Here is a 19,502-nt window from a genome sequence, read left to right on the forward strand (position 1 = left end):
ACTCAAACCTTGTCAATCATTTTCTATCAAAAACAATCAAAAAACTTCATTTTAGATCAAAAAGGCTCATAAAATCATCTCCACATTTCTCCGAAACAAATAAAAACACAGTCTAGTCAACTGTGCTCTCTGTTTTGATTTTTTGAAAAATAGCCGCTTCTTCGGCTGTAAATGGATAACTTTCTAACAAATCTGGACGACGGTGGTAGGTCTTTCGAAGACTTTCTTCTAAGCGCCACTTGCGAATATTTTCATGATGGCCACTCATCAGAACATCCGGCACTACCATCCCACGATATTCATAAGGGCGAGTATATTGCGGATATTCCAAAAGACCTGATGAGAAACTATCATCCGTATGACTGACTTCCTTACCAATCACCTCTGGAATCAACCGAACAGTCGCATCAATCATCGTCATGGCTGCCAGTTCACCACCTGTCAGAACATAATCTCCAAGTGATATTTCATCTGTTACTAAAGTTTTGATGCGCTCGTCATATCCCTCATAATGACCGCAGATGAAAATCAACTGCTCCTCCTGAGCCAATTCTTCTGCATAGGCTTGATTAAAGGTCCGTCCGGCAGGATCCAACAAAATGACTCGGGGATTGGTCTGCTCAATACTATCCATGGTGTCAAAAATGGGCTGAGCACGCAGTAGCATCCCCTGACCACCACCGTAAGGCTCATCATCGACATGACGAGCTTTCTCAGCTTTCTCACGAAAATTATGGTAAGAAATTTCTAACAAGCCCTTGTCACGTGCCTTACCGACAATCGAATGCTCCAATGGGGCAAACATTTCTGGAAAGAGGGTCAAAATATCAATTTTCATCATCTAGTCCTTCAAGCAATTCCACATCAACACGATGATTGGCAATGTCAATATTTAGAACAACTGGCGGGATATAAGGTAGGAGCAAGTCTTTTTTCCCTTTACGCTTGACAACCCAGACATCATTAGCACCCGGCTGGAGAATTTCTTTGATTTGGCCGATTCGTTGATCATTTTCATAAACATCCAAACCGATAATTTCATGATAGTAAAACTCACCCTCATCCAAATCAGCCAAGTCTTTCTCTGCAATTTTCAGACTGAAGCCCTTGTATTTCTCAATATCATTGATATGGCACATACCTTTGAATTTGATAATATCAAAGTTTTTTGCCTTACGATGACTAGCAATCTCCACTTCCATTACGAATTGTTCCTTATCGTTAAATAAGGCCAACTTAGCTCCTTTTTTAAAACGTTCTTCCGCAAAATCTGTCACAGAAAGTACACGCATCTCTCCTTGAAGACCTTGGGTATTGACAATTTTTCCTACATTAAAATAATTCATGATCTCTCCATTAGTATTTCTATCTCCTTATTCTATCACGAGCCAGACGATTTCTCAAGTACGGAAAAGGTAACCACAATCTCCAGCTCTTTAAGCACCATGGTGAGGCGGAATAAGGGATGATATTTTTTTCAAACGGAGATTAAGAGCAACACCACAGACAAAAATTCCTGCAATCAAACCAATCCAGTAGGCCTCTGGTCCCATTTTGAAGCATTTCTCTAAGAAAAAAGCGACGGGGAAGGTCATAGACCAGTAGGCAATCAAACCAAGGAGAAAGGGTACTGTCGTATCTTTGTAACCACGTAGAATTCCCTGAATTGGTGCGGTATAAGCATCAGCCAACTGGAATAAGAGTGCAAATGTCAAAAATTGTGATGTCAGTTTAATAAATTCTATATTATTTCCATAAAGAAAGGCGACTTTTGAACGGAAAAAATATAAAAATGTAAGTGTTAAGCCAGCAAAGCCTAAGGCAACAAGTCTCCCTAAATGGCTATAAGCTTTTACATCCTTGATGCGTTCTGCTCCTACTTCATAAGCAATCACAATAGCCAAGGTCGAAGAAACAGAAGAAGGGAATGCATAAAGTAAAGTAGCAAAATTCATGGCTGACTGGTGCGCAGCAATAATCTGAGCAGAAAATTTTGCCATATAAAGACCAACTACTGCAAAAATTGCCACTTCTGCAAACACTTGCAAACCGATTGGGACTCCTACTTTCAAGCCTTCCTTCAATAAAGAAAGATTGATTGGACTCCATTTCCAAACACTATAGGATGAGATGGTCTTATTTTTGAACATAACACAGATAATAACTACTAGAGTTGCCCAGTAAGCCAAAGCAGTCCCTAGTCCCGCTCCTGCTCCTCCAAGAGCTGGTAGGCCCATTTTCCCATAAATCAATAAATAATTAAAAAAGCTATTAAAAGGAACAAGAAGCAGCATGAGGTACATGGATAGACGAGTCAAGCCTAAAGCGTCAAAGAAGGAACGACAAACGCTGAACAACAAGAGAGGGAGGATGCCGAATGAAATGTAGAGAAGATAGTGTTTACCAACTTGGAAGACACTGGCATCCAAGTTGAAACGTGCTAAAACTGGAATCGCTACAAATAAAATCACGACTAGAAGGATACCTGTTAATCCCAACGCTAAATAGACAAACTGGTGAAACTCCTCACGAATCCTAGTGCGCTCACCACGTCCCAAGTACTGTCCAATAATGGGAACCATTGCTGAAACAATTCCTGTCAAAAAAGAGAAAAAAGGATTCCAAAGACTGGTTGCCATTGAAACACCTGCTAAATCCATGGTACTATACCGCCCTGTCATCATGGTGTCAATAAATGAGGCAGAATAGTTGGCGAATTGATAGATCAAAATTGGTAAAAATATCTTAATAAAAAGCCAGAGTTTCTCTGTATTGGTCTTAGTTGGATACATAGCTCATCCTTTTCTATTTTAATACAATTTATTGTAACAAGATTGCCCTTATTCTGCAAATACTACAAAAAGAAAAGGCCCTGCTTGCAGCCCCTTCTCATCCTTAAATCGAATCGCCATTCCAGATGGAATTTTTAACGATAACATAATCTACATGCTTGAGGCTGGTAATATCACGACCACCAGCATAGGAAATAGAGGACTGTAAATCCTGCTCCATTTCTATCAAAGTATCTTTCAGATGCCCTTTGGCTGGAAGTAAAATTTTCTTACCTTCTACGTTTTTGTAGGCACCTTTTTGATATTCTGATGCAGAACCATAGTATTCTTTGAATTGTTCACCATCTACTTCTACTGTTTTCCCTGGACTTTCAATGTGACCTGCAAAGAGCGATCCAATCATTACCATACTAGCACCAAAACGGATGGATTTGGCAATATCACCGTGAGTGCGAATACCGCCATCCGCAATAATCGGCTTACGAGCAGCTTTTGAACACCAACGAAGAGCCGCTAGCTGCCAGCCACCCGTACCAAAGCCTGTCTTAACCTTAGTAATGCAGACTTTACCTGGGCCAATACCGACCTTGGTCGCATCTGCACCAGCATTTTCTAACTCACGAACTGCTTCAGGGGTGCCAACATTACCTGCAATCACAAAGGTTTCTGGTAATTCTCTCTTGATATGCTGAATCATCCTGATCACACTTTCTGCATGCCCATGAGCAATATCAATCGTAATAAACTCAGGTGCATCTGCCTTCAAGCTAGTCACAAAGTCGTATTCATAATCTTTTACACCTACTGAGATAGAGGCAATCAATCCTTGCTCATGCATGCGCTTGATAAATGGTATCCGTCCCGCTTCATCGAAACGGTGCATGATGTAAAAATACCCTTCTTTAGCCAGCATTTCTGCTACATCTTCATCAATAATAGTCTGCATGTTAGCTGGAACAACTGGTAACTTAAAAGTGTATTTACCCAAAGTAGTCGTCGTATCCGCTTCAGAGCGGCTATTGATAATACACTTATTGGGAATAAGCTGAATATCTTCGTAGTCAAATACCGGAGTCTCGTTGAACATGATTTTACCTCTATTTTCGTATATTTTTCTGCGGCAACAGAATAATTTTCGTTTTTAAACGATTTTATATCATTTATTATAAAATATTGTTTGGTTTTTGTCAATTATCTAAACTTTTACAAGACTATCATTCGTCTATTTCCCTTATTTTGGATGATTATTATCTTTAACATTCGTATCATTCACGAATTAAGTGTTTTTTCCAAAAAAATTCCTAGAACGTTCTGGATTTTCGCCATATTTTTTATAATTTAAGATAAAAAATTTTAAAAAAACAGAATTTTTTGTTTTTAAAATAAGATTAGAATCATACAAAAAGACTAATCAAGTAGAACCTCACAACTTGACAACGCTTTCAAAAATATTTATAATAAATACATAAAAACATGAGTAATATCGTATCAGCTAACTCATTATTCCATTGATTTATATTATTTTAGAGAAAAAGAATTATAGATAAGGAGTATGTTATGAAACGTGTCTTTGTACTATTTTCAAACTTAGTGCTTTCTATCTTTTTTGTATGGGTATTTTCGATATGGTCTGACACTTTCGTCTCCTACCACTATCCGTCTGTTGTTGTTAGCGAGGCAAACTCACAGGTCAACTATTCTCATGTAAAGACTGCCTTGACCGATCTAGCTCATCGAACAGATAGCTTAATCGCCATACAGCACCAGGAACCAGGAGAAGATGGAAAAACAAGATTTTCCTATACCCCCTTTGGCAATGGCGATTTGCCTGAAGACTTGAAGAAAAAGGAGATTCAAGATCCCTCGACTGTCGGAGTGGAAGCCAACTATTTTATTCTAAAAGGATCAGTCACTACACAGAAACTCAGAAACACTTTGAGTCAGATAGGTATGACGAATCTATGGATTATTCAACCTACACCGCTTAGCAATCTGGCTAGAATCTTTACCAATGGTTTTCAACTGCTCAGTGTAGCAATATTCTTCTTGACCTTTGGCTCTCTCTGTCTCATCACTCAGATTAAGGCGCTTCGGTCAGCGGGAATACGGCTGATTTCAGGTGAGAATCGCTGGAAAATTTTTCTTAGTCCACTCCGCTCTGATTTGTTTAATGCTGTGGGAGGATTTGCCCTAGGGACTCTTGCCTTCTACATTCTCAGGCACATCTTTTCCCTCCCTAGCCTATCCATCTATACCGCTAGCACTGGACTATTGGTCTACAATCTTTTACTGTTGGGCATTGCTTTGTTCTTTGCAGTTTTATTTGCTACAGGGATTAAGAAAGTCCATCTGATGAGCGTTATCAAGGGAAAAATCCCTGTTAGAGGAATGATCAGTCTAATCCTCATCGGTCAGTTATTAGCAGTGATTATCGTCTCCTTTAGTATGTCACAAACACTAACTTACACCGCTGCTTGGAAACAGCAAGAGCAAGGACAAGTCGCTTGGCAAAAAGCTAAAAACTATATTACCCTTTCCGCGAGTCGTGAAGCCATAGATGTAGGTAGTCTAGATCAAGCTAGACCAAAACAAATCAAATGGTTAGAGTTTATGAAGCAGGCCGTAGCCGAAGACAAGGCGATGCTGGTACGCCATCATCTTGTTGATCGTGATCGAGGAAGTGGTCCTAACTCAAAGGTGCTAACAACCTCCACTGTCTGGCAGGACTATAGCCCTCAAGGTAATGTCTTGATTGTAACTCCCCAATATATCCGACAGGAAAATATCAAGCTCTCCCCAGCTACTAGTAACAAAGTCAACAACCTAGCTCTGGGGGAATTTGTCCTCCTCCTACCTGAGCAACTCCGGTCTGAGGAGTCCCGCTATCGGGCAACATTTGAAGAGTCCATGACAAATCTGATGTCCACAAAGTCCCTAAACATGACAGCTACAGTGGATTATTTACCAACTGGGCAGAAACGCTTTGTCTATAACACAACACCTATTTCCTATCAACAATTTCTGACAGATCCGATCATCATTGTGACTACTCCAACATCAACTGGACCGGATGCTATCGACTTTTGGAACAACGCTTTGCAGGATTATTTTCTGTTCAACAATCTCGAAACAGCACAGGCACTGATCAAACAAGCAGGATTTAAAACTTGGGTGAACGAACTAAAATCAGGCTACCATATTTATAAAACACTACTGGATAACCTTAAAAGAGAAGTTTGGTTTACAATTGCTGGCGGTATTTTGGGAATAGCAACCTCTATCCTGATGTTTAACACGATGAACCTTCTCTATTTTGAAGAATTTAGACGTGACATATTTATTAAACGGATAGGTGGCCTCAACTTCTTTGGACTTCATAAAAATTATTTATTAGCGCAATTAAGTGTATTGCTACTAGGTTTGATAGTCAGTCTTTTGCTAACGACTAACTTTGCTGTTTGTCTATTGGTAGCTACCCTCTTTGTTATAAATTCTATCCTACTTCTGTATCGGCAAATGAGACACGAAAATAGGATGTCTATGATTATTTTGAAAGGAGCTTAATGTGAGATGATTCGATTGGAAAGCGTTAGTAAACAATTTGGAGATCGTGTTCTTTTTTCTGATTTGACAATGACATTTGAGCCAGGGAAGGTGTATGCACTGATTGGTTCAAGCGGTAGTGGGAAAACAACCCTGATGAACATGATGGCAAAACTAGAGACTTACGATGGGAATATCTTTTTCCGTGAAAAGGAGCTGAGAAAATATAAGTCTAGTGAGTTTTTTCGCGATGAACTTGGCTATCTTTTTCAAAATTTTGGTTTGCTAGAGAGCCAGTCGATTGATGAGAATTTAAAGTTGGGTTTGATTAAGCAAAAAATGAGCAAAGAGAAACGAAAAAAGCTTGAGCTAGAAGCCCTCGAACGTGTTGGATTGCATTATCTTACTCTTGATAAGCGTATATTCGAGCTGTCTGGTGGCGAAGCCCAGCGTGTTGCACTGGCAAAACTGATTTTGAAAAATCCACCTTTCATTTTGGCAGACGAACCGACGGCCTCCATTGACCCTGAAACAGCTAAGGTCATCATGTCCATCCTATTATCACTGAAAAATGAAGACAGGACGATCATTATCGCAACCCATAACCCCACAATTTGGGAAATGACTGATGAAGTAATTGTTGTGGATCAACTTTAACCTCTATGTTCCTCGTAATAGATAAAAAAGATCTATGGTGTGTCTCCATATATCTTTTTTATCTAGATACTTTTAGTCAAAATCATATAACTGTGGGAACTTTTCACACTCAGGATTTTTAGGATGACAGACCTCACGTCCAAAATATATCATGGCTTGATGAGCCGGAAGCCAGAGCTCCGGTGGTAAAACTTCCATCACACGCTTCTCTGTCTCTAATGGTGTTGCAGATTTTTTCACAATATCATGATGTTTGCAAATACGTCCGACATGAGTATCTACGGCGAAGGCAGGAATACCAAAACCAACACTCATGACGACATTAGCAGTTTTGCGACCCACTCCTGCTAGAGCTTCCAATTCCTCACGTGTCTGCGGAACGATTCCATCATGTCGGTCTAGTAGTTGCTGGGCACATTCCTTTAAAAACTTAGCTTTATTGCGATAAAGACCCAAACGAGAAATATAGGGCTCGATCTCCTTTGTTTCTGCTGCTGCCATTGCCTCTGGAGTCGGAAAAGCCGCAAACAAGCCAGGAGTCGCCTTATTAACTGCTGCATCTGTCGTTTGAGCAGATAGAAGAACAGCTACTAAAAGTTCAAAATGATTGCGAAAATCTAAGCTGGGTTTAGCATCAGGATAAAGAGCAATAATTTCTTCAATAACTTTGCGTGCGCGTTTATTTGATAATACCATATACACATTATACCATGAAAGAACTCATTTTTCTCAGATGAGATTCCAGCTACAGGGGTAATTTTGTATACGGAGAAAAGACAATAAACCTCAGTAATTGACAAGACTTGCGCCACTTTATTTTCTGCATATCAAGTACGCAATACATGATACAATATAAGAAAACGATCAAGGTGATGAGTGTTATGAATCTGCAACAACTTTGTCAGCATGTCATCCAAGCTAGGCCACGTGATAGTCATAAGGGCAGTTTTGGGCGTGTCTTGCTTGTTGGTGGTCTCTATCCCTATGGAGGAGCTATTATCATGGCCGCCCTTTCTACAGTCAATAGCGGAGCTGGTTTAGTGACTGTTGCTACCGAAGGCGATAATATCTCTGCTCTACACAGTCATCTTCCTGAAGCTATGGCTTTTCCAATAGAAGATACCGCCTTATTCACTGAGATCTTGACCAATAGTGATTTAGTGTTGATTGGTCCGGGGTTAGGAGATAATAGCAGAGCAGAACAGTTATTAGATTTTGTATTAGAACAACTTACCGAGTGGCAAACTTTGATCCTTGATGGTTCTGCATTGACCTTAATTGCAAGAAAACATAGAAAAGACTTTCCTTGCAAACAAGTCATCCTTACGCCTCATCAGAAGGAATGGGAACGACTATCTACCATCCCTGTGACTGAGCAAAATTCCGAAAAAAACTTGCAGGCTCTAAAAACTTTCCAAGATTATACAATCTTGGTTTCTAAAGGCTCTGCTACACAAGTTCTCCAAACTCAGCCAGAGCGTTCCACTCCCATAATGGTCGGTGGTCCTTATCAGGCTATGGGAGGGATGGGAGATACCTTAGCTGGTATGATTGCAGGTTTTGCGGTTCAATTCCCACATGCTCAGCTCTATGAGAGAGTCCTTGTGGCTACCTATCTACATTCTTATATCGCAGATCAGTTGGCCGAACAGCAATACATTGTCAAGCCGACCGACATCTCCAAAGAAATTCAGCAAACCATGCGTTACTTTCAAAATCAAGAATAATAGAGAGACTATCAAAAAGGCTTAAAATCAATGTTTTACGAACAAGATTCTAAGCCTTTTATATTATATAGAGTTTTTATTCACGCTATCCGGAATAATCTTTCCTGAACATCTACTTTATAATAAGCTTAATCAGTTTGTCCCGAATCTGATGCTCCAAATTCATTATTCCCCTAGACTTTCTTTATCTTGTTTTAAATCAAAGGGAGCTATAAGAGTGCCAAACAGCATGAACAGACCGACCAATACAACTGTATTAGAAGAATCTCCTGTGCTTGGTAGTTTGCTTGCTCGAGGGATGTTGACAAGACTAGTTGGATTTATCAGGTGAGTAATAGGAGGAGCTAACTGTGAGTCCCCTGTCTCTGTACTAATCGGATGATAGACCAGATTTGATACTTTAATCACTGGTAACGGTTGTCCACTATCGACCTGCTGTTGCTCTTTTCCTGATGGAACTGCTATACCATCAAGATTTGCTTGAGCACTTGTCAAACTAGCAAGTGCTTGATCTACGCTCTCCTGACTCGCTTGCTCATCGGCCAGAATGGCTTTCGCTGTTTCAAGCGCTTGATCATAAGCAAGTTTTACATTGTCTGAAGCATTGAGATACTTAACATCTGTTGCTTTCAATACAGATGAAACAGAAACAGCATTACGAAGTGCAGTAAAGTCTGTCTTTTGTCCATCCAAATCTGCCTTGGTCGCTAATAAGTCTGCTAGTACTTGATCAATTTCAGTCTGAGTTACTTTTTCCTTGCTCAGTATCAGTTGTGCAGTACGAATAGCTGTATCATAAGCTACCTGTCTGGTAGTTTGAGCATTGTAGTAAATAAAGCTTGACTGGATTGATGGATAAGCTGCTACTTCCGCTATTAAAGAACCAGTATCAGTGGCTTTACCATTTAATTGTTCCTTTGCAGCGACCAGATTTGCTAACACTCTATCTACTTCTGCTTGATGATGTCTATTAGCAAGTACAGCATTGGCTTCTTCTAATGCCTTATCATAAGCTGCTTGAAGATTCATAGCTGCATTGTAATAAGTATCTGTAGCTTCTATCTCTGAAAGCTCAGAAATCAAGTCTTTTAAGGCAACCTTGTTAATCAAGGTTAATTTTTTAATATTTGATTGATTGGCAAGGACTGCTACATCCAATTCCTCTAAGAATTCATAACCATCTGGAAGAGTAGAAACAATAGTATAGGTACCTACCGGAACAAATTTACCATAGTCTGTCTTAGAATATTTCGCATTTGGCAAGAGGATCGTTTGTCCATCATTTGTTTTTAGCTGAATCATTGAACCAGTAGGTAGTAGTTTATCAATGTCTACAAGTAGATTAGCCTTATCTTTCAAAACGACATAGAAATTCACTTCTGCCGTGCTATTTTCTTCATTGATTGTAACTACAAACTTAGTCTCACCAGCTAAGACTGACCGTTCTGTATCATGGAGAAAGAGTTCAAAGGTATAAGTACCGAAAGGTAGTTTTAGGATACTACTATTATCAGCATAGCGTGGCAATTCAGCAACTATCTTGCCAGTTGCATCTCTTACAGAATAAGTAAAAGGAATTTGAACAGTTTTGTCGGTATCCTTATCCAGTATGCTTACTGTGACCAAACCTTTATCATTTCCTATGCTAATCAAATTCTCTACCTTTTCATAACTAACATTACCTGCATAATCTTCCACAGTATAGTAGAATTTTGAAATATCAGCCAGATTGAGCGGTAAAGTAAAGGAACCATCCTTATTTTGTGGGACAAAGACCTTATTATCTGCAACAACCACATCACCATTTTTTTCCAATGAATGGACTGTTGTCATACCATTGCCATCTGCTACAAGATAAAAGACTTGCTCTCGGAAAATACCTGATTCACCTTTTTCAATTGCCGGACGTGGTTTGAATGTGAATGTTGTTTCATCATAGGTTGCTGTTGTAATAACTGGAGCTTTTCTATCAATGATGACATCAAAAACCATGCTTTGTACTTTAGCTCCTGGAACTTCAGGAGAGTAGGTCAAAACATATTGGTACTTGCCATCTGCAAGGGCATTCCCAGCACTATCTGTTCCCTTCCATTCAGTTGGATAAATAATCGTTGATTTTGGATTCTTTTTATCATTACTATAAAAATTCTTATCACCACCTTGCGGCTCACTTGACCAAAGCGGTGTAGTCCGTTCTGTATCAGTTGCAGCATAAACATTTGCTACCAAATCAGTATAGTTTCGTAAGAACACACCTTTAAAAGCTAACGAGTCTTGATTACGGTCACCATTAGGGGAGATAGCTAAATGAGGCTTTCCTTCTTGATCTAACCGCAATACAAAGTGACCTGACTCATTTTTGAATGTTCCTAAAGTTTTGGTGGTAAACTCTGTTCGCTTACCCGTTGAGTAGACTAATTCTGTACTTCCGGTAACAAGACCTGTATAGTGTTGACGAATATCAACTGTGTCTGGTTGTTCTGCAACTGGCTCAAAATAGAACCCACCCTTTCCATCTGCAATCAGATTGTAAATCGGCTCTTCTACGACAGATAAGTTTTGAAATTCTCCACGGAAGCTAACATAAGGAATACTGACAATTTCCCCACTATCAACCACATTAGTGAATCGAACAAAACCTTCAAGATAATAGCCATTCTTCATCAAGTTTGTCAACTCTTTTGCAAAACTTGTCGCATCTACCTCAACGGAAATAGTTGTGGAGGAATTTGCCTTAACAGTAACACTACCGCCAGGAATTTCTTTTAACAAACGTGGTGCTAAGGTGATCAGTCCTTTTTCATCAACTGTATCGGTGGTTAATTGGGTAGAGTAATTCAGTGTCTTGTCTTCATTGGTGATATTATGAAGAGTGACAGTGAAATTAAATCTATCTCCAACATTGCCTAAAGTAATGCTACCATATCCATCTTCACCAGTCAGGTATAAACCTGTAGAGATAGCCGCTGCGGTGTCTATAATACCAGCACCTTGTTGACGTGGCGAAGTATAAGCTTTTGTTTCTTTGTTGATGTGTGCTTTCGCGGTTGACATTAACAGGTACTTGATAAGTGCTTCAACTTCTTGAGGTGTTTTTGTTGGATAAGTAGCTTGTATGTATTGCTTTACCAAAGCTGCTGCCGCAGCTACATGGGGAGCGGCCATACTGGTTCCCTGCATGCTAGCATAGTCATTGTCGTTGATTGCTGCATAGATAGCTCCACCAGGAGCAGCCAAATCCGGTTTCAACTCACCATCTGCTGACAATCCCCAACTTGAAAAGTCGGACAAAAGCCCGGCTTTAGGGTTAGGCTGAATATCGGTCTCGTTATTAAATACAATCTTGTATGAATTGGCAGCCAAAGCCTCACCAAATTTCATTGGGATAAATATTGAAGGGATGGCAATGGCTGTGTCATCCAATGCCATACTTACATTTGCCTCATCTGGAAGATTATTAAAGACAACAACACCCGTTGCACCTGCGGCAGTTGCATTGGCAATTTTTTCAGTGAAAGGAATGGAACCGCGTTTAATTAAAGCTAGTTTACCTTTTACATCTAGATTTTCAAAATCTTTTTCTGTACCAATTCCTGCAAATGCATACTCGTACTCTTTACCCAATTCAAATTTCACAGAACTTTTATCTGGATTATCAAATGTACTCTTACCATAGTTCAAATCTGCCCTATCCTCAAGTCCGACAATGTTGATAACCTTGCTACCAATGGTCGTATTGTTGTAAGAAGCAACTGAAATTGCATTACGAGCTGTAGAAGGTGCTCCTACCAAACCGTAATCTGGATTTTCTGCTGACGGATTGGAATGACCTGAGCCAAATGTTCCATCATTACCGGCAGCAATTACAACTGACACCCCTGCACGACGAGCAGCTTCTATGGCAGCAGTCACATTTTCATTCATATTGACAACAGAACCATTTGCTCCACCCAAACTGAGGTTAATGCTATCTGCACCCAATTTTACTGCATCTTCAATCGCTTTTACGTACAATGCTGCGCTGGTTGTAGACTGAATATCAGAGAAGACCCGCATGAACATGACCTGCGCTTCTGGAGCAACACCGTACATCAACTGTCCAGCTACAGGTTGAGTCGGATTCCCCGTTGCAATGCTTGTTACATGCATACCATGAGAACGCTGGTCTTTCTCCTTTAAGACAGTATTGGCATCAACATAATTATAACCAAATACAACCTTATCACTAAACCACTTACCATAAGTAATTCCTGCGGCTTTTTTAGCAGCTTCTAATTCTTCTGCTGTTTTATATTTTGCAGTTGAAGTATCTGAGATACGCATCGTATCATGATCAATATCCAAACCAGAATCAATAATCGCAACGACTGTTCCTGCACCCTTATAACCATTTTCCCAAACTTTAGGGACGGTGACGATTGTATTACTGTCAATATTTTGTGGTTTGGCTTCTTCAGAGACGCCAATCAAAGATGCTGTTTTGGTCTCTTTTTCTTCAGCATTTTCTTTCTTACTTGCAGCACGTGTTTTCTCGATTGTAGTAGATTGTTCGGGACTGATAGAAATGTCACTCTCAACTGGTTTGCTTTCGCTAGTTGATGTCGCAGCTTCATTCTCAACAGTGATTGTTTCGACTGGAGTTGTTTCTATGGGTAGGTCAGTCCTTTCTTTCACTGTCTGATTTTCCTGCTCGGCATTTTCCTTTGTCTCAGCAGAAAGGGTGGCTTCTACTTGTGTAGGCGCCGGATTATTAATTTCATTAGCGGCTACGGACTGGACTCCTCCAAACAAAAAAACTGCACCCAAAAGAACAGACACAGTCCCAATTTTATGTTTTCTAAGTGAGAAGGTTTCCTTCTTTTTCATACTACTTCCTCCTAATTTACTCCTTCATTATTGGAAAAACCAATAAGTCTATTTAAACATAAAATTATCAGTATTGCAAGTATATTCTGAAAATTCTATTATTTAGAAAAACTATGGCTTGTTATAACAAAAACTTATAACTATTAAAAATGATGCAAAAAAATACACTGAAACAAAGAGAATTGTTTGTCGCAGTGTATTTTTATTACTTATTTACGATACATCTTAACTTGCAGGTACAAATCATTATAAGTACCGAGCAAATCCTTTCCTAAGTTATCATAAACTTCCATCTTCTTCATTGTTTCTTCTGATGGATAGAAGGCTTCATCATTCTGAGTTTCTTCATCAAGCATTGCTTTAGCAGCAGGAATTGGGGTTGAATAACCAACATATTGTGCGTTTCGTAGAGCATTTTCTGGGCGAAGCATGAAACTCATAAAGGCATAAGCTCCACTAATATTCTTGGCTGTTTTTGGAATAACCATATTATCAAACCAGAGATTTGAACCTTTTGAAGGAACAACATAACGGAGATTTTCATTTCCCTCTAGCATATCGCTTGCCTCACCCGAAAAACTAACTGCAATAGCTGCGGCATCCTGAATCATATACCCCTTGATTTCATCAGCAACAATGGCCTTGATATTTGGGGTTAGATGATAGAGATGTTCTGCCGCTTTTTTAATCTCTGACGGATTCTTTGAGTTCAAGCTGTAACCTAAGGATTGCAAACCAAATCCCATAACCTCACGAACGCCGTCAATTAACATGATATTATCACGGTATTCTTCTGACCACAAGTCTTCCCACTCCCGTGGCGGCTTGGTAACCATTGTTTTGTTATAAACAATTCCCAAGGTTCCCCAAAAATAAGGAATAGAGTAGTCATTATTTTTGTCGAAACTTAATCCCATAAACCGTGGGTCAATATTATTGAGTCCTTCAATTTTGGATTTATCTAGTTTGATGAGCATATCTTCTTCAGTCATCTTAGAAATCATGTATTCTGAAGGGATAGTCAAATCATAGGTTGTCCCACCCTGTTTGATTTTGGTATACATCGCTTCGTTGGAATCAAATGTCTGATAATCCACTTGAATGCCTGTTTCAGCAGTAAATTCTGCTAACAAGTCTGGATCAATATAGTCTCCCCAATTATAGATAACCAATTTATCCTTTGTTCCCTGGGCTGAATGAGCTTCTAATTTGTAACTAATTCCCCACAGGACTAAAATAATCATCAAGATCCCTAAAAAGAACGAATAGAGTCTCTTCATTAGTTAGCCTCCTTCTCACGTGAAATGAAATAATAGCCTACTACTAGTAGGATAGAAAAGAGGAAAACTAGGGTAGACAGAGCATTTATCTCCAAAGATATTCCTTGACGAGCCCGTGAGTAAATCTCTACAGACAGGTTGGAATAACCATTTCCTGTGACAAAGAAGGTGACTGCAAAATCATCAAGTGAATAAGTAAAAGCCATGAAGTAACCTGCAATAATAGCCGGAGTTAAATAGGGTAACATGATTTCTTTTAACATTTGTGGCTGAGTTGCTCCAAGATCGTAGGCTGCCGAGATCATATCTGGGTTCATTTCCTTCAACCGTGGCAAAACCATCAAGACAACAATCGGAATAGAAAAGGCAATATGACTTAGTAAAACGGAGATAAAACCTAATTGGAAACCAATAATGGTGAAAAGAATGAGAAAGCTTGCTCCAATCATGACATCAGGAGCCACCATCAAGATATTGTTAACGGACAAAAGAGCGTTTTGAAAACGAGGTCTGGCTTGATAAATATAGATGGCACCAAATGTTCCAATAAGAGTCGCAATCAAAGAACTCAAAAAAGCTAACAAGAAGGTTTGAGCTAAAATTAGCATAAGACGACTATCACCCAACATAGATGAAAAATGTTTAAAAGTAAAGCCTGTGAAACCATTCATATCACCGCCTTTATTGAAAGCATAGAAGATGAGATAAAAGATTGGCAAATAAAGAACGAGAAAAGCAATCGTCAAGTAGATGGTAGCAAATTTCTTCATTATTTCTTCCTCTCTTTCGTTACCCACATAATCAACAGCATGGCTACAATCAAGACAACACCAATGGTTGAACCCATTCCCCAGTTTTCCGTAATGAGAAAATGTTGTTCGATGGCTGTTCCTAGTGTGATCACCCGGTTACCGCCAATCAAGCGAGTCAACATAAAGAGACTCAAACTTGGAATAAAGACAGCCTGAACGCCAGAGCGCACTCCATTCATAGAGAGAGGAAAAACAACTTTTACGAACGTTTGCCATGGAGTCGCTCCCAAATCTCGGCTAGCATTGATTAGATTCTTATCTAAATCGTCAAGCGCATTAAAGATTGGCAAGATCATGAAAGGAATTTCGATATAAGCAGCAACTGCAATAAAAGAAAAATCTGTAAAGAGGATTTGCTGGGCTCCCAAACCAACAAACTCCAGAAATTGGTTAATTGAACCATGCTGTCCGAAAATCCCAATAAAAGCATAAGCTTTAAGTAAGAGATTGACCCAAGTAGGTAAGATGATCAACATAAGCCAAAGTTGTCTGTGCTTAAGTTTAGTCAAAAAATAAGCAGTTGGATAGGCTACCAACAAGGTTGCTAAAGTGATGACTCCTGCATAAAAAATAGAGTTAAAACTCATTCGCAGGTAGGTCATATTGGGAGAATTAAAATAGGCCTGATAATTGGATAGTGTAAAATTATTATGAATATCAAAGAAGGATTTGAAAATAATCAGGGCAACTGGTGCAAGGACGAAGAGAGACACCCATAGTACATAAGGAATCGCAAATAGCCTAGAGGTTTTCTTCATTACGTTCCTCCTCAATAGCATTGATTAGGCCATCTTCTACTTCTTCTACCTCTACATATTCTTCAATACGGGCATCAAATTCTTCCTCAGTTTCGTTGAGACGCATAATGTGGATGTCTTCCGGTTCAAAATTTAGACCAATCACCTCACCGACAATAGCTTTGCGGGTGGAGTGAATCATCCATTCATTGCCCAAATCATCGTAGGCAATAATTTCGTAATGAACACCACGAAAGAGCTGAGTATCTACCTTCACCTGTAATTTTCCTTCTTCCGGTAAGGTAATGCGTAAGTCTTCGGGACGGATTACAATTTCAACCTCTTCATTTGGACGCATACCACCATCAACAGCTTCAAAACGCTTGCCGTTAAACTCGACCAGATAGTCTTCAATCATGCGTCCCGGTAGAATATTGGATTCTCCAATGAAAGTCGCAACAAAATGGTTAATCGGTTCATCGTAAATGTCTACCGGCGTCCCTGATTGAACAATTTCACCATCATTCATGACAAAGATCCAATCGCTCATCGCTAGAGCTTCTTCCTGATCATGGGTTACAAAGACAAAGGTAATCCCCAAACGCTGCTGAAGCTCACGGAGCTCATACTGCATTTCTGTTCGCAGTTTCAAATCCAAGGCAGAAAGAGGTTCATCAAGTAAGACAACTCGTGGCTGATTGATGATGGCACGTGCGATAGCGACACGTTGACGCTGTCCGCCAGATAGTTTTTGAATGGAGCGATTTTCGTAACCTGAAAGACGAACCATCTGAAGGACCTCAGTTACTCTTTGTTCAATTTCAGCTTTTTCAATTTTTCGCAGTTTTAAGGGAAAAGCCACATTTTCAAAGACGGTCATATGCGGGAAAAGGGCATAAGATTGGAAAACTGTATGGACATCCCGTTTATTGGTCGGAATATCATTGATGCGTTGACCATCCAGATAAATATCCCCTGAACTGGCTTCCAAAAGACCAGCAATAATATTTAAAATTGTTGACTTACCGGATCCAGAAGCACCAAGTAGGGTATAGAATTTCCCTTCTTCTAATTCAAAACTAATATCCTTTAAAACGGTCGTCCCACTGTCTTCGAATACTTTGGAAACGTTCTTAAATTCAATAATTGGCTTTTTCAATTTTCATAAATTCCTTCTTTTTTTGTAGGAGCCTAGTGGCTATAATGTGTCAGCAGGGTCACCGATAATGCGAACTTCCCTCTCCAAAGTGATGCCTGAAGATTTTTTGACCATTTCAATCACATATTCAATTAAATCTTCATAATCTTTAGCTGTCCCATCAGCAAGATTGACCATGAAACCAGCATGTTTTTCAGACACTTCTACACCACCGATACGATACCCTTTTAAGCCAGCTTCCATAATCAACTGACCTGCAAAATGCCCCAGTGGACGTTTGAAGACCGAACCACAAGATGGATATTCTAGAGGTTGTTTGAGTTCACGGATATGGGTCAAGCGAGCCATTTCTTGTGAAATTACAGTGTGGTTCCCCGGCTTAAGAGCGAACTTAGCAGACAAAACGATTGCACCATTTTCCTGTAAGACAGACGAACGATAGCCGAATCGGAGTTCACGATTATCCAAGGTTTCTACATAACCAGCCGGTGTTAAAATTTGTGCAGACACTAAAATATGAGCCACTTCTCCACCATAGGCTCCTGCGTTCATATAAACAGCACCCCCAATACTTCCCGGAATGCCACATGCAAATTCAAAACCTGACAAGGAATGGAACAGAGCAACCTTAGTTGTTTCAATCAAGTTTGCTCCTGCTTCTGCTTCAATAGTATAACCTGAAACCGTCACAGAATTAAGCTTATCCATTCGGATAACAAAACCACGAATCCCACCATCACGCACAATGATATTACTAGAATTCCCAAGTACTTGCCAAGCAATTCCCTCACGTTTGGCAAATTCTACAATACGAACAATCTCGTAGCGATTGCGCGGAAAAGCTAAATAGTCAACAGCTCCTCCTACTCTCGTGTAGGTATATTCTTTCAAAGGTTCATCAAACCGAATATCAATACCTTCCAATTCAAACCTAATTTTATCTTTCATAATCTTCTCGTTTCAATTTAGGATATACATGATTTATTATACCAAAAATTAGAAGATAAAACGAATAAAAATCAACAAAAATACATTTATAAAAAATAGCCCCTAAGGGGCTAGAAAGATTAGAAAATTTGAATGCCTTTAGTATCAACCCGGAGACGATGAATCGTCCCATCTAAGGTGAGATTTTCAAGTGCCTTAACTATTTGATCTTCTTTTTCTTTAGGCGCTAAAATCATAACAGTAGGACCTGCGCCAGACAAATAAGTTGCATATGCTCCTAAATCCTGTCCAACTCGTCTAATTGAACAAAACTCTTTCACTAATGATTGACGGAACGGTTCATGGAACATGTCAGACTGAATAGCTCTTCCAGCCGTTGTCAAATCTCCTGCCATCAGACTAGCAATCGCTACATTAGCAATCGCACTTGCTGCTACTGCCTTCTTATAGCTCATTTGGTACGGTAGGACTCCTCGACTTTCCACTGTTCTCAGCGAATAACTTGGAATAAATGCAACAAAACTAGCTTCAGGAAACTCCGTTACAACCGCTTGAACCCTTCTATTTACATAGCTAGAGATAACCAGGTTCCCATAGATAGCTGGTGCAACATTATCCGGATGTCCTTCAATTTCTGTTGCCTTCTGTAATTTTTCATCTGTAGTCATCTTCAACTTAGCTAGTTGATTTGCAAGTTCAATACCTGCTACAATTACTGAACTAGAAGAACCCAGACCACGCGCTAAGGGAATATCACTCGTCATCCTGATACGGTGTGGTTGCAATTTTTTAGTAACCTTCAAGGCTGTTTTTATTAAAAGATTATTCTTATCAGTCGGAACAAATTCAAGATTGTGCTCAATAATCCATTTATCTGTTGGCTCAAGTACCTCAATCGTTAAATACCTTGACAAAGCGACTCCAACCGAATCAAAACCAGGACCAATATTGGCTGAAGTTGCTGGTATCATGATTTTCATA

General features: G+C 39.6%; 15 protein-coding genes. 3 read left to right on the top strand and 12 right to left on the bottom strand.

Going from position 1 to position 19,502, the window contains the following annotated elements:
* Positions 1-112: 112 nt before the first annotated feature.
* The 4 genes from trmD to guaC all read right to left on the bottom strand — a co-directional run bounded on the left by trmD (position 113) and on the right by guaC (position 3,879).
* Positions 113-838, bottom strand: a complete 726-nt coding sequence (gene trmD / locus BZG42_RS05145) for a tRNA (guanosine(37)-N1)-methyltransferase TrmD (RefSeq protein ID WP_156094552.1) — start codon at positions 836-838, stop codon at positions 113-115.
* On the bottom strand, positions 828-1,346 hold the full coding sequence (gene rimM / locus BZG42_RS05150; protein ID WP_155996397.1) for a ribosome maturation factor RimM: 519 nt from the start codon (positions 1,344-1,346) through the stop codon (positions 828-830). The genes trmD and rimM overlap by 11 nt, the downstream gene beginning before the upstream one ends.
* Before the next feature lie 90 nt (positions 1,347-1,436).
* Positions 1,437-2,792 carry an MATE family efflux transporter gene (locus BZG42_RS05155; protein WP_155965581.1) on the bottom strand — a complete coding sequence of 452 codons (1,356 nt, stop codon included), beginning with the start codon at positions 2,790-2,792 and terminating at the stop codon, positions 1,437-1,439.
* Between the two features lie 103 nt (positions 2,793-2,895).
* Complete coding sequence (guaC, locus tag BZG42_RS05160; protein WP_120171730.1) at positions 2,896-3,879, bottom strand: GMP reductase; 984 nt, start codon at positions 3,877-3,879, stop codon at positions 2,896-2,898.
* A 470-nt stretch (positions 3,880-4,349) separates the two neighbouring features.
* Here guaC and BZG42_RS05165 point away from each other — a divergent pair, with 470 nt between their 5' ends.
* Both BZG42_RS05165 and BZG42_RS05170 read left to right on the top strand, forming a co-directional pair.
* Positions 4,350-6,356, top strand: coding sequence for a DUF1430 domain-containing protein (locus tag BZG42_RS05165; RefSeq protein WP_155996203.1), 2,007 nt, complete (start codon positions 4,350-4,352; stop codon positions 6,354-6,356).
* A gap of 6 nt (positions 6,357-6,362) precedes the next feature.
* Positions 6,363-6,992, top strand: coding sequence for a putative bacteriocin export ABC transporter (locus tag BZG42_RS05170; RefSeq protein WP_024532011.1), 630 nt, complete (start codon positions 6,363-6,365; stop codon positions 6,990-6,992).
* Between the two features lie 72 nt (positions 6,993-7,064).
* Here BZG42_RS05170 and nth read toward each other — a convergent pair whose 3' ends face one another.
* Complete coding sequence (nth, locus tag BZG42_RS05175) at positions 7,065-7,688, bottom strand: endonuclease III (RefSeq protein WP_155996204.1); 624 nt, start codon at positions 7,686-7,688, stop codon at positions 7,065-7,067.
* A gap of 185 nt (positions 7,689-7,873) precedes the next feature.
* Between nth and BZG42_RS05180 the strand changes: the two genes are divergently transcribed.
* On the top strand, positions 7,874-8,719 hold the full coding sequence (locus BZG42_RS05180; protein ID WP_024532009.1) for an NAD(P)H-hydrate dehydratase: 846 nt from the start codon (positions 7,874-7,876) through the stop codon (positions 8,717-8,719).
* 165 nt (positions 8,720-8,884) lie between these two features.
* Here the strand turns inward: BZG42_RS05180 and BZG42_RS05185 are convergent, their stop codons facing one another.
* The 7 genes from BZG42_RS05185 to thrB all read right to left on the bottom strand — a co-directional run bounded on the left by BZG42_RS05185 (position 8,885) and on the right by thrB (position 19,501).
* Positions 8,885-13,585 (bottom strand): S8 family serine peptidase, encoded by a 4,701-nt coding sequence (locus BZG42_RS05185; protein WP_155996205.1) that lies wholly within the window; start codon positions 13,583-13,585, stop codon positions 8,885-8,887.
* Positions 13,586-13,794: 209 nt separating this feature from the next.
* Positions 13,795-14,865 carry an ABC transporter substrate-binding protein gene (locus BZG42_RS05190; protein ID WP_120171734.1) on the bottom strand — a complete coding sequence of 357 codons (1,071 nt, stop codon included), beginning with the start codon at positions 14,863-14,865 and terminating at the stop codon, positions 13,795-13,797.
* On the bottom strand, positions 14,865-15,635 hold the full coding sequence (locus BZG42_RS05195; protein ID WP_024532006.1) for an ABC transporter permease: 771 nt from the start codon (positions 15,633-15,635) through the stop codon (positions 14,865-14,867). The genes BZG42_RS05190 and BZG42_RS05195 overlap by 1 nt, the downstream gene beginning before the upstream one ends.
* A complete protein-coding gene (locus BZG42_RS05200; protein ID WP_024532005.1) occupies positions 15,635-16,435 on the bottom strand; it encodes an ABC transporter permease in 801 nt (266 codons plus the stop codon). The genes BZG42_RS05195 and BZG42_RS05200 overlap by 1 nt, the downstream gene beginning before the upstream one ends.
* Positions 16,419-17,573: an ABC transporter ATP-binding protein gene (locus tag BZG42_RS05205; protein WP_024532004.1), complete on the bottom strand. Its 1,155-nt coding sequence runs from the start codon at positions 17,571-17,573 to the stop codon at positions 16,419-16,421. The genes BZG42_RS05200 and BZG42_RS05205 overlap by 17 nt, the downstream gene beginning before the upstream one ends.
* 39 nt (positions 17,574-17,612) lie before the next feature.
* Positions 17,613-18,521 (bottom strand): UDP-N-acetylmuramate dehydrogenase, encoded by a 909-nt coding sequence (murB, locus tag BZG42_RS05210; RefSeq protein ID WP_120171735.1) that lies wholly within the window; start codon positions 18,519-18,521, stop codon positions 17,613-17,615.
* A 119-nt stretch (positions 18,522-18,640) separates the two neighbouring features.
* A complete protein-coding gene (thrB, locus tag BZG42_RS05215; protein WP_155996206.1) occupies positions 18,641-19,501 on the bottom strand; it encodes a homoserine kinase in 861 nt (286 codons plus the stop codon).
* Between the last annotated feature and the right edge of the window lies 1 nt (position 19,502).

The organism is Streptococcus sp. DAT741 (genome assembly GCF_009866825.1).
GTDB classification, from domain to species: Bacteria; Bacillota; Bacilli; order Lactobacillales; family Streptococcaceae; genus Streptococcus; species Streptococcus ruminantium.

Excerpts from the sequence above, each read along its gene's own strand:
- BZG42_RS05185 (WP_155996205.1), bottom strand. The coding sequence starts at position 13,585 with ATGAAAAAGAAGGAAACCTTCTCACTTAGAAAACATAAAATTGGGACT.
- BZG42_RS05180 (WP_024532009.1), top strand. The coding sequence starts at position 7,874 with ATGAATCTGCAACAACTTTGTCAGCATGTCATCCAAGCTAGGCCACGT.
- guaC (WP_120171730.1), bottom strand. The coding sequence starts at position 3,879 with ATGTTCAACGAGACTCCGGTATTTGACTACGAAGATATTCAGCTTATT.
- rimM (WP_155996397.1), bottom strand. The coding sequence starts at position 1,346 with ATGAATTATTTTAATGTAGGAAAAATTGTCAATACCCAAGGTCTTCAA.
- thrB (WP_155996206.1), bottom strand. The coding sequence starts at position 19,501 with ATGAAAATCATGATACCAGCAACTTCAGCCAATATTGGTCCTGGTTTT.
- BZG42_RS05155 (WP_155965581.1), bottom strand. The coding sequence starts at position 2,792 with ATGTATCCAACTAAGACCAATACAGAGAAACTCTGGCTTTTTATTAAG.
- murB (WP_120171735.1), bottom strand. The coding sequence starts at position 18,521 with ATGAAAGATAAAATTAGGTTTGAATTGGAAGGTATTGATATTCGGTTT.
- BZG42_RS05170 (WP_024532011.1), top strand. The coding sequence starts at position 6,363 with ATGATTCGATTGGAAAGCGTTAGTAAACAATTTGGAGATCGTGTTCTT.
- nth (WP_155996204.1), bottom strand. The coding sequence starts at position 7,688 with ATGGTATTATCAAATAAACGCGCACGCAAAGTTATTGAAGAAATTATT.
- trmD (WP_156094552.1), bottom strand. The coding sequence starts at position 838 with ATGAAAATTGATATTTTGACCCTCTTTCCAGAAATGTTTGCCCCATTG.
- BZG42_RS05190 (WP_120171734.1), bottom strand. The coding sequence starts at position 14,865 with ATGAAGAGACTCTATTCGTTCTTTTTAGGGATCTTGATGATTATTTTA.
- BZG42_RS05195 (WP_024532006.1), bottom strand. The coding sequence starts at position 15,635 with ATGAAGAAATTTGCTACCATCTACTTGACGATTGCTTTTCTCGTTCTT.
- BZG42_RS05165 (WP_155996203.1), top strand. The coding sequence starts at position 4,350 with ATGAAACGTGTCTTTGTACTATTTTCAAACTTAGTGCTTTCTATCTTT.
- BZG42_RS05200 (WP_024532005.1), bottom strand. The coding sequence starts at position 16,435 with ATGAAGAAAACCTCTAGGCTATTTGCGATTCCTTATGTACTATGGGTG.